General features: G+C 70.9%; 9 protein-coding genes and 3 tRNA genes. 2 read left to right on the forward strand and 10 right to left on the reverse strand.

What is annotated here, in order from left to right; genetic code table 11:
- Positions 1–39: 39 nt before the first annotated feature.
- From efeB to WMI84_RS14265, 6 genes are all read right to left on the reverse strand, one after another.
- Positions 40–1,335 carry an iron uptake transporter deferrochelatase/peroxidase subunit gene (gene efeB, locus WMI84_RS14240; RefSeq protein ID WP_347354275.1) on the reverse strand — a complete coding sequence of 432 codons (1,296 nt, stop codon included), beginning with the start codon at positions 1,333–1,335 and terminating at the stop codon, positions 40–42.
- A 41-nt stretch (positions 1,336–1,376) separates the two neighbouring features.
- Positions 1,377–2,543, reverse strand: coding sequence for an iron uptake system protein EfeO (efeO, locus tag WMI84_RS14245; protein ID WP_347354277.1), 1,167 nt, complete (start codon positions 2,541–2,543; stop codon positions 1,377–1,379).
- The gene (gene efeU / locus WMI84_RS14250) at positions 2,540–3,415 is read right to left on the reverse strand and encodes an iron uptake transporter permease EfeU (RefSeq protein ID WP_347354290.1); all 876 of its coding nucleotides are present in this window, start codon (positions 3,413–3,415) and stop codon (positions 2,540–2,542) included. Before efeU ends, efeO begins: the two co-directional genes overlap by 4 nt.
- A gap of 217 nt (positions 3,416–3,632) precedes the next feature.
- Positions 3,633–4,355 (reverse strand): VIT1/CCC1 transporter family protein, encoded by a 723-nt coding sequence (locus tag WMI84_RS14255; protein ID WP_347354279.1) that lies wholly within the window; start codon positions 4,353–4,355, stop codon positions 3,633–3,635.
- Between the two features lie 977 nt (positions 4,356–5,332).
- Positions 5,333–5,887, reverse strand: coding sequence for a hypothetical protein (locus WMI84_RS14260; protein WP_347354281.1), 555 nt, complete (start codon positions 5,885–5,887; stop codon positions 5,333–5,335).
- Positions 5,888–6,086: 199 nt separating this feature from the next.
- Complete coding sequence (locus WMI84_RS14265) at positions 6,087–6,995, reverse strand: DNA-processing protein DprA (RefSeq protein WP_347354283.1); 909 nt, start codon at positions 6,993–6,995, stop codon at positions 6,087–6,089.
- A gap of 140 nt (positions 6,996–7,135) precedes the next feature.
- On the opposite strand from WMI84_RS14265, the gene WMI84_RS14270 reads away from it, so the two are divergent.
- Positions 7,136–7,354 carry a hypothetical protein gene (locus tag WMI84_RS14270; RefSeq protein ID WP_347354285.1) on the forward strand — a complete coding sequence of 73 codons (219 nt, stop codon included), beginning with the start codon at positions 7,136–7,138 and terminating at the stop codon, positions 7,352–7,354.
- Here the strand turns inward: WMI84_RS14270 and WMI84_RS14275 are convergent.
- From WMI84_RS14275 to WMI84_RS14290, 4 genes are all read right to left on the reverse strand, one after another.
- Positions 7,325–7,399: transfer RNA gene (locus tag WMI84_RS14275), tRNA-Val, on the reverse strand. The genes WMI84_RS14270 and WMI84_RS14275 overlap by 30 nt on opposite strands.
- A gap of 15 nt (positions 7,400–7,414) precedes the next feature.
- Positions 7,415–7,485, reverse strand: a tRNA-Cys gene (locus tag WMI84_RS14280).
- A 21-nt stretch (positions 7,486–7,506) separates the two neighbouring features.
- Positions 7,507–7,579: transfer RNA gene (locus WMI84_RS14285), tRNA-Gly, on the reverse strand.
- 104 nt (positions 7,580–7,683) lie between these two features.
- Positions 7,684–8,817 carry a YihY/virulence factor BrkB family protein gene (locus WMI84_RS14290; protein ID WP_347354286.1) on the reverse strand — a complete coding sequence of 378 codons (1,134 nt, stop codon included), beginning with the start codon at positions 8,815–8,817 and terminating at the stop codon, positions 7,684–7,686.
- A 136-nt stretch (positions 8,818–8,953) separates the two neighbouring features.
- Here WMI84_RS14290 and WMI84_RS14295 point away from each other — a divergent pair, with 136 nt between their 5' ends.
- Entirely contained in the window at positions 8,954–10,210 is a 1,257-nt protein-coding gene (locus WMI84_RS14295) for a 4-alpha-glucanotransferase (RefSeq protein WP_347354288.1), read from the forward strand.
- Positions 10,211–10,230: the final 20 nt, after the last annotated feature.

The raw sequence follows: 10,230 nt of genomic DNA on the forward strand, positions 1-10,230 counted from the left end.
GGTCACGGGCCACGGTCACGGGCCACGGTTGCGGCCGGGTCAGGTGAACAGCCCCTCCCCGAGGTAGCCGCCTTCGCGCACCCCGGGCGGGACCGCAAACAGGGCCGAGCCGGTGTGCTGCAGGTACTCCATCATCGCGTCGTCCCGGGAGAGCCTGTTCTGCATCGGGATGTACTGGGTGGCGGGGTCGCGCACGTAGGCGATGAAGAACAGTCCGGCGTCCAGCCGGCCCAGCCTGTCGTTGCCGTCGGTGAAGTTGTAGCCCCGGCGCAGGATCTGCACGCCCTTGTTCTGGCTCGGGTGGGCCAGGCGCACGTGGCTGTCGAGCGGGATCAGCGGCTTGCCGCCACGGCCCGTGACGGAGAAGTCCGGCTCGGTGAACTCGGTGCCCCCGGACAGCGGCGCGCCGTGCTGGCGGTCCCGACCGACGATGCCCTCCTGCTCGCGCAGCGACGTGCGGTCCCAGGTCTCGATGGTCATGTTGATCCGGCGGGCCACCAGGTACGACCCGCCGGTCAGCCACCCGGCCCGCGGGTCGTCCCCGTCGCCGACCCAGACGAACCGGTCGATCTGCTCGGTGTCCTCGGCCTTGAGGTTGGCGGTGCCGTCCTTGAAACCGAACAGGTTGCGCGGGGTCTGCTGGGCCTGCGAGGTGGACGAGGTGCGCCCGAAACCGAGCTGGGACCAGCGGATCGCCGCGGTGCCGAAGGCGATCCGGGCCAGGTTGCGCACCGCGTGGACCGCGACCTGCGGGTCGTCGGCGCAGGCCTGGACGCACAGGTCACCGTCGCTGCGCTCGGCGGCCAGGTTGTCGGCCGGGAAGTGCGGCAGCCGGCGCAGCGCCTTCGGCCGGCGGTCGGCGATGCCGAACCGGTCCGCGCCGGACGCGTCCCGGAACAGGCTCGGGCCGAAGCCGAAGGTCAGGGTCAGCCCCGAGGGGGGCAGCCCGATCGCCTCGCCGGTGTCGTCCGGGGGCGCGTCGTACGGCCGGGACGGCTCGCCGACCAGCTCACCGGCGGTCATCCTGGCGGCCGCCGCAGTCCAGTCGCGTAACAGGGCGACGAGGTCGTCCCGTGAGTTCGAGGTGAGATCGAACGCGGCGAAGTGCAGGCGGTCCTGGGCCGGGGTGACGATCCCGGCCTGGTGCGCTCCGTGGAAGGGGTAGGACCCGGGTTGCGCGGCCTGCCGGGCGGGCTTGTCGTCGGAGGCCCAGGACGCGCCGAGTCCCCCCACGAATCCCGCTGCGCCGATGGCGGTGCCCGCCCCGGCCACCCCGAGGAGCCGGCGGCGCGAGAGTCCGCTCGTGCGGTCGGGCTGGTCAGGTGTCTCGGGCATGGGAACCTCCTTCGGGGTCGGGCGGACCGGGTCGGCGGGGGTCAGAGCACGACCGCCGCAGTGAGCTGGGACAGAGGCTCGGACAGCGCGTTGACGGCATCGGACAGGGTACGGACCTGGTCCTTGGTCAGCTCCGTGTAGGGGACGAACCCGTCACCGCGCTTGTGGCCGTCCAGCAGCTTCTGCAGGGCGGCGAAGCGCTGTTCGAGCTCGGCGTCCAGGTCCCGGTTCTTCTGCTGCAGCACCGGGCGCAGCCCCTCCCAGGCGACCCGGGCCCCGTCGACGTTGGCCTGGAAGTCCCACAGGTCGGTGTGCGACCAGGCCTCCTCCTCGCCGGTGACCTTGCCGGTCGCGACCTCGTCGAGCAGCTCCTTGGCGCCGTTGCCGATCTGGTCGGCGGTGAAGGTCATCGTGCGGGTCCGCTTGTGCAGCTCCTTCGTGTCGGCCAGCAGCCGGTCGGCGACGGTCGCCCGCTGGCTGCGCGTCATCGCCCGGTAGCCGGTCTTCGGCGGCCACAGGTCCTTCTCGATGCGGTGCCAGCCGGTCCACTCCTGCCCCTCCTGCAGGTCCGCCTCGCGCAGGTCCATCCGCGGGTCGAGGTCGCCGAACGACTCGGCCACCGGCTCGATCCGCTCCCAGTGGACCCGCGCGTCCGCGTACAGATGACGGGCCTCGTCGTCCTTGCCCGACTTGTAGTCGGCGACGAACTGCTCGGTCTTGGCCAGCAGCTGGTCGGCCTGGTCCTTGACGTAGCTCGCGTACTGCGCGTTGGCGGTCGCGACGAGCTCGGCCTCGTTGCCGTCGGCGGCCACCGGCTCTCCGGAGTCGGTCACGGTGAAGGTGCTGCGGATGCCGTCACCGGCCATGCCCGGCTTGCACGCGGTGAAGTACGAGCCGGCCGCGGTCGTGACGACCAGGTCGCGGGTCAGGCCGGGGCCGATGTTCTCGACCTCGCCGACGATCCGCAGCCCGTCCTGGCCGAGCAGGTAGAACTCGGTGACCTTGCTGCCGTCGTTCTTGACGGTGAACACGAGGTTGCCGGAGGGGGCCTGCTGGGCCGAGACGTCGCACGTGCTGTCGGTCGAGGTCACTGCCAGCTCGCGTGGGCCGGAGCTTGCGGACGGGCCGGCGCTGGGGTTGTTGGTGGTGCATGCCGCCAGCAGCGGGAGCGCGAGGGCGAGCGGGTAGACGGTGAGTCGGCGGATCACGCGGAGGCTCCTTGCGAGGTCGAGGCGAGCTTCGGGCCCGAGGCCGGGCGGGGCGGCGCGGTGCGCCGGATCATGCGGACGAACAGGAACATGACCGGCACGACGTAGAGGACCCAGACGACGGCCTCCAGCCAGGTCGTGACGGGCGAGAAGTTGAGGGTGCCCTTCAGCAGGGTGCCCAGCCACGAGGTCGGTTCGATGGTGTCGCTGACGTCGAAGGCGATGTTGTTCAGGCCGGGCAGGATGCCGGCCTCCTGAAGGTCGTGGACGCCATACGACAGCACCCCGGCCGCGACGAGGATGAGAAACCCCCCGGTCCACGCGAAGAACCGACCGAGGTTGAGCTTGAGCGCTCCGCGGTACATGAGCACGCCGATCGCCACGGCGGTGAGGATGCCGAGCCCCGCACCGACGAGGGGCGCGGCGGACGAACCGGTCCCGCTGGACGCCGCCTGGGTCGCGGCCCAGAGGAACAGCGCGGTCTCCAGACCCTCGCGTCCCACCGCCAACAGTGCGACCACCACGAGGGCGATCCAACTGCCCTCGGCGGCCTGGTCGATCCTGCTGCGCAGCTCACCGGACATGGTCCGTGCCGAACGCGCCATCCAGAAGACCATCCAGGTCACGAAGCCCACCGCGACGATCGACAGCGTGCCGCCGATCGCCTCCTGCGCCTCGAAGGTCAGCCCACGCGGCCCGAAGGTGAGCAGCGCGCCGAACCCGAGGGACACGAGGACGGCCAGGGCCACCCCGCCCCAGACTCTCGGTAGCAGGTGCCGCCGGTCGGTCTTGACCAGGTAGGCCACGAGGATGACCACGACGAGCGAGGCTTCCAGGCCCTCGCGGAGCCCCACGAGATAGTTGCCGAACACGACCTGACCCACATCCCCTCGCTACACGGTCGCCCCGCAGGGCGCCCCGTCGGGCAGTACACAGGGCCGCAGTCTGGCATAGGTTTGGCTAACCTAACAACGCGCGTGTCGATGCGCGGGCCGGCCGCTGCAGAACAGCCGGCCAGCCGAGCGGGCGAGGTGACCGACCGGGGGTCCTCCCGGGATGGGTCGCTGCCGACCTTGCCCGGCCGGGGGCTCACGTGAACAGGTGCCCGGCCAGCCACGCGGTCGACATCGTCAGCACCCCGATCACCAGCGAGCGACGCACGTTGTGCCACAGGTTCGAGCGCCCGACCCGGGTGAGTACGACCGCACTGATGAGCAGCGACACGAGCACGGCGGCATACGTGATGAGCCCGTCGAGGCTGAGCGGGGTGACCGCGACGATGAGCAGTGGCAGCAGGCCACCGGCGATGAAGGCCAGCCCGCCGCCGCCCGCGGCGACGGCGGGGCGCAGGGACGCCGGCGCGGGGTCCGGAGCAACCGCGGCGTGCCCCGCGGGGACGTCCCGGCTCTGCAGCTGCTCGGCGACCTGCCCGGCCAGCTCCTCGGAGAGGCCCATGCCCCGGTAGGTCTGCGTCAGCTCGTCGCGTCCCTCCCGTGGGCTCAGCCGCTGGACTCGGGCCGCCTCGTCCCGCAGCGCGGCCTGGACCTCGAGCTCTGCCGCGGCCTCGGCATACTTCGCGCCGCCGGTCGCGATGGACCCGGCGATAAGTCCCGAGACCGCCGCCAGGAGCACAGCCGTGCCGCCGAGCCCCGCCCCGGCGAAACCTTCGACGATCCCGGCGGTGCCGATGATCCCGTCGTTGAGGTCACCGATCCGCTCGGCGGCATGCTGCCGGCCCATCCCGAGGCGCTCGGCCAGCCCCTGGGTCTGCCGCGGCCCTCGGCCCGTCTCGTCGGGTCCCGGTCGTGTCATGGTGGCATTCTCACCGAATCGCGGGCCTGGGGGCCGTCCTCACGTCAGCGACACCCTCACTCGGGGTGGACCCAGTGCCGGACCGCGTCGGGATATGCCCGCCCAACGTGGCCGCGACGGCCACCGCACGCCGATCAGCGGCGGGGCGGCGCGGCCTGGGTCGGATGGCCGCGTTCGTTGGCGCGGTGTCCCAATCGCGGCGCGACGGAACACCTGACCAGGTCGGCGAGCGGGATGCAGGCAGGGGACGGCATAGACTCCGGCGCCGCCCGGGGGATCATGACGACGATCATGCCCGGGAAGGTGAACGTCGTGAAGGTCTCGCCGGCCCGCCGGATCCAACGTGTTGAGGGGCCGTAGGTCCGGCGAGAGACCGACAACCCGTCATGTCCGAGACCACCGACCTGCGTCCGGTGACGGCGATTCCGGCGACGACGAGCATCCCGAGCACGCCGCTGACCAGTTCGGTGCGCATCAGCGCTCTCCCTGCTCGGGCTCCTCGCCGCGGCTCTTCTCGATCAACCACGATCAGCGCAATGGGGGCCGGCTGTCCAGCTCATCGAGACCGCACACAGGCACGCTGGCGGGCGGTCAAGGCGCCCCACCTCGTCGCGCTCGTCCGCGCAGGGTTACGCGCGCCGAAGAGGCGAGTCGCGTTCGTCGGCGATGTGCGCCAGATCTGCGCGGCCCTCGCCGTCGCTGTGGACTGCCCGGGCTGGACCCCCCCGGTGGCCGACGCTCAGCGACCCCCGCACTGGCGCCCTCAGGACGGCGTGCCGCCCCAGTGGCGCACTGTTATGGCAGCGACGGGACAAGGGCGTAATGCGGGTGTACGCGTGAGCACGGGGTGGTGGACCACCCTGACCAGACGAGCGTCTGTCTGTAGTAGGGGAATCCAATCTGACATCTACTGATCGTCCAGTTCGGTCCTGGGTCACGGGCGAGGAGGTGGGTTGAGAGTGACCGACTCTCGAGGCCTATTCGGGGCACTCGCAGCGCGTCCATGGACAGATCTTCCAGTCGTACGGCAGCGTGGGCAGCACGTCCCTCAGGAAGGGCGTGTTGGGGTCCCACTTCGGGGACAGCACCCGGGCGATGCTGAGGATCGAAACCTGGGAGGCACCGCCCTGCTTGAGCGTCACGGCGAGCGATTGTGAGCTCGCGCCCGAGACCCAGGCGTCCTCGATGACGACGACGTGCTCTGGCAATGCTGAACCAGGCTGCATAGCCCAGGACGACGGATTCAACGTGCGGTCTGGTCTGGGGCCGACAGGCGTCACCTCGATCTCCGATGTCGGTGACTTGCTCAGACTGCGCACCAGGTCGACAAAGACGGTGCGTCCCCTGGTCGAGGGAACGACCGCCCAGCCGACGGCGGCCGTACCTGCGAGCCTGTTGGCGCAGCCGAAGTGCCCCCGAAGCCCTACTGCGAGCAGGGCCTGGACTATCGGCTCGAACGTGCCGCACGTCCTGTGCTCCTTGTAGCCGCGCATCACCCGATAGGTCTGCGAGTTCGGCTCATCGGCGTACACCAGGACACCGGTCCGATCCGCCAGCGGGAGGTCGGTGCGGCGACGTGACTGACACTGGGGGCAAAGGCTGTATCCATCGAGCGGGAGGGCGCAGACATCGCACGCTGTCCAGGCGCCCGTCGTCACGGAGTGCAGGTAACTGCCGCCACCCGGACGAGGTCGTTGCCGACGTCAGTGACTCGATCAGAGAATTGCCGGGTCACGCGGACACCAGCTTGTCGAGCGCGCTCCTCAACCGCGCGGGTGCCGCTCGAACATCGGTGATGGCCTTGGCGAGCTCGGCGGTCGAACTCACGACGTAGACATTCGGGCGCTCGGCGAGCGCAGCGCCCCAGGTCGTCGTCGCTGCGACGCGGTCGGTGAGGATCACTGGTCGGCCATGCTCGCCTGCGACGCGGGCCTGGATGCGAGTGCCGGAGTGCTCGCCGGCCTCGATCACGATGGTGGCGAGCCCGTAGCCGGACATCGTCGTGTTCCGCATCGGGAACGACTGCTTGGTCGGCGGAGCATCCGGGTAGAACTGCGAGAGCAGTAGGCCCCGCTCGGCAATCTCGCCCTGAAGCGCACGGTTCGACGCGGGATAGGACTGGGTGATCCCAGTGCCCAGGAACGCCACGGTGCGGCCCCCGCCGTCGAGGGCGGCCCGATGCGCTGCCGTGTCGATTCCGGCTGCGAGGCCAGCGATGACGGTCAGCCCCTCAGACACCAGAAGGCGTGCGGCCTCAGCGGCGAGTGTGAGTCCCCAGTCGGAGGCTGATCGAGACCCTACGACCGACACGCCGTCATCGGGTTCGCGGGGGGCGCCCCGGTAGAACAGGAACGGCGGGATCTCCCGGATTCCGAGGAGGCGCGCGGGGTACTCGGGATCCAGGATCGTCAGCCATTGATGACCCTCGCTTGTCCACGCTTGCACGTCCGCCTCGGCCTGCTTGAGCTCCGGCTCCAAGTCGGGCGCAGCGAAGAGCGCGTCCTCCGTGGTCTCATTGAGGAGCGCTATCGCGCTACCGGCATCGGCCACCTCGGCGGCGATCTCGTTCCAACTGGCGCCACCGGACTTGCGCCGCAGCAGGACCAGCAGTGCCGCCAGCTCCTGATCGCGCGACTCCATGCAGGCAGCGTAGCCGGGAGGTCCGACGGGATCCGGGAGGCACCCGGTCAAGTCGCTCGGCGGCGCGAGAAGCGTGAGGCCCGTTGCGAGATATGTGGCATTCCACATACAGCAAGTCGCTCGAGCAGCGAGGAGTAGTGGTGGCGAAGGCCTTTGCCGACTACGCGCGGGAGCGCGAGGCGACGATGACCGGCGCCGATCGGGAGGTCGTGCGCGCCTTCGACCAGGCTGCAGCCTTCGGCTCCGTCATCCTCGGCGGACGTAAGGCTCGTGGCCTCCGCCAATCCGACCTCGCTGAACTCTCGGGCTCGAAAGCCCCTGCACGTTTCTGGTGGGCGATACTGGGTTTGAACCAGTGACCTCTTCCGTGTCAAGGAAGCGCGCTACCACTGCGCCAATCGCCCGGGGGTGGTGACCCGAGGTGGAGACGGGATTTGAACCCGTGTACGCGGCTTTGCAGGCCGCTGCCTCGCCTCTCGGCCACTCCACCGTGAAGGCAAGCTGCCCTCCGAGCGGACAACCGGGCTCGAACCGGCGACCTCAACCTTGGCAAGGTTGCGCTCTACCAACTGAGCTATGTCCGCAGGAACACCAGACGTGTAACTACCCGCTCGGTGCTTGGTAGACATTAGCGGATGGGTCCGGGAACCACAAAACCCGGCTCCGGGTCCGGGTCCTGCGGCCTGAATCAGTCCTTGTCGGAGCCGATCCCGTGCCGCAGCTCGCGCTCGATCGCCTCGGCCAGGGCCGAGCGCTCCCGGTGCTCGAACTGCTGTTCCATGGCGCGCTGCCCCTCCGCCCCGGCGGCCGGGCCGAGGGTGGGTGCCCCCTCGGGCGGCTCCGGCTCGCTGGGCGTGGCCTCGCCCCCGCCGCCCCGCGAGAAGAGGCTGCCCGCGCCGTTGCGGGCCCACGCGACCATCCGGCGCCCGGCGCTCTCGTGGAAGGTCACCGGCCAGGTGACCCGCGTGGCGGCGTTCAGGCCGGCCCCGATGAGGATCGCGATGGCCAGCACGTAGAGCCAGATGAGCAGCACGATCGGGGTGCTCAGCGGTCCGTAGATCGACGTCCCGCCCAGCGAGGCCTCCAGCCAGATGCGCACGAAGATCGAGGCCAGGACCCAGATCGCGAAGGCGAGCAGGGCACCCGGCACGTTGCGCCACCACGGCGCTCGACGCGGCGTCGAAATGTGGTAGAGCGTCGTCAGCGTGGCGATGCTGAGCACCAGCACGAGCGGCCAGTAGGCGATCAGGAGCACGTCGAACTGCGGGGGCAGCCAGGTGCCGATGATCTCCGGGCCGAGCAGCACGAGCGGAAGGACGATCACCGCCACGACCATCCCGACGGAGTACAGCGACAGGGACAGCACCCGGGTGCCGATGATCCCGCGGACCCCGCTCTGGCCGTACATGATCGAGATCGTGTCGACGAAGACGTTCAGGGAGCGCGACCCCGACCACAGCGAGAGCAGGAAGCCGACCGAGATCAGGTCGGCGCGCCCGCGCCGCAGGACGTCGTCGACGGTCGGCAGGAGCAGCTGGTCCACCGTGTCCTGCGAGAGGAAGCGGGCGGCATACGTGCTGATCGTCTGGAGGACCCGGTCCACGGTGTGCGGCCCCAGCGTGCTCCCGACGTAGCCGACCCCGCCGAAGAGGCCCAGCACCAGCGGCGGCAGCGAGAGGAGCATGAAGAAGGCCGCCTCGGAGGCCAGGCCGGTGACGCGGTAGCGCAGGCAGACCTGGATCGTCCCGAGGGTCAGTCGGAACACCGATCTCGCCCCCGGCACGTGCACGAGGACCCGGTAGACCCGCCGCTTGACCTCCATCACCGTCGAGGCTATCCGGCGGCGGGCCCGCTGCCGACCACCGCGATGCTGCGCACCCCCGCCGTGGGCGCGGACCGGTCTCGGGTTCGTGCCGGACCGGCGGACCCCGGCCGTCTCGGCGTGAGAGTGTGTCCCCGTGACCACCGCGCGCGCCAGCGGCGTCCAGCTGCACCTCACCTCGCTGCCCGACGGCCGGCTGGGCCCGTCGGCACGCGCCTTCGTGGACTGGCTCCACGCCGCCGGCCAGAGCGTGTGGCAGGTGCTGCCGCTGTCGGTGCCGGACCGGATGGGCTCGCCGTACAAGTCCCCCTCGGCCTTCGCGACGTCGGCGGCGCTGCTCGAGCACCCCGACGCACCGGTGTCCGCCGCCGAGCTGGCGGCGTTCGCCGAACGGGAGGCCTACTGGGCCGTCTCGTGGACGGCGTTCGGCGGCGACCTCGCCGACCAGGTCCGGTTCGCGCGGGAGTGGGCCCGGTTGCGCACGTACGCCCGGGACCGCGGCGTGCGCATCATGGGAGACGTCCCGATCTACGTCGCGCCCGACGGCGCCGACGTGCGCGCCTGGCCGGAGCTGTTCCGCGACGACGCGGTGGCCGGGTGCCCGCCCGACGCGTATGCCGCCACGGGGCAGCTCTGGGGCAACCCGCTCTACCGGTGGGACGTCATGGCCGCCGACGGGTACCGCTGGTGGATCGAGCGGCTGCGGCGCTCCTTCGAGCTGTTCGACCAGGTGCGCCTCGACCACTTCCGCGGGTTCGTCGACTACTGGGAGATCCCGGCCGGGGCCGAGACCGCGATGGCGGGCCGCTGGGTGCGCGGGCCCCGCCGCGCCCTGTTCGACGCGGTCTCGGCAGCGCTCGGCCACCTGCCGATCCTCGCCGAGGACCTCGGTGACATCGACGCCGCCGTGACCGAGCTGCGCCGCGACCTCGGCCTGCCGGGGATGGCGGTGCTGCAGTTCGGGTTCAACCCCGGCTACGCGGTCAACACCCACCATCCGGACCACCTGCAGCCCGACCAGGTCGTCTACACCGGCACCCACGACAACGACACGGTCACCGGCTGGTGGGCCACGCTACCGCCGGCCCCGCGGGAGATGGTGCGGGCCGCCGCACGCGCCGCCCGCGTCGACGCCGACGTCGACCGCGAGCCCTCCTGGGCCCTGGTCGAGCTCGCGCTCGACTCGCCCTGCCGGCTGGCGATGATGCAGGCCCAGGACGTGCTGGGCCTCGGGTCGGCGGCCCGGATGAACACCCCCGGGGTCGAGGGCGGCTGGGACTGGCGGATGCAGGCGGGTGCCCTGACGAGCGCGCACGCCGACCGGCTGCGTGCGCTCACCAAGGCCGCGGGCCGATGTCCGAGCGCCATCGAAGCGCGCCGGGCCGGCGGCTGACCCGCCGCCTGCCCGCAAGT

Source organism: Intrasporangium sp. (assembly GCF_039812505.1).
Lineage (GTDB): Bacteria > Actinomycetota > Actinomycetes > Actinomycetales > Dermatophilaceae > Intrasporangium_A.

What these genes read in the sequence shown, in the direction of transcription:
- efeB (WP_347354275.1), bottom strand. Translation starts at nt 1,335, where the DNA reads ATGCCCGAGACACCTGACCAGCCCGACCGCACGAGCGGACTCTCGCGC.
- WMI84_RS14255 (WP_347354279.1), bottom strand. Translation starts at nt 4,355, where the DNA reads ATGACACGACCGGGACCCGACGAGACGGGCCGAGGGCCGCGGCAGACC.
- WMI84_RS14265 (WP_347354283.1), bottom strand. Translation starts at nt 6,995, where the DNA reads ATGGAGTCGCGCGATCAGGAGCTGGCGGCACTGCTGGTCCTGCTGCGG.
- WMI84_RS14290 (WP_347354286.1), bottom strand. Translation starts at nt 8,817, where the DNA reads ATGGAGGTCAAGCGGCGGGTCTACCGGGTCCTCGTGCACGTGCCGGGG.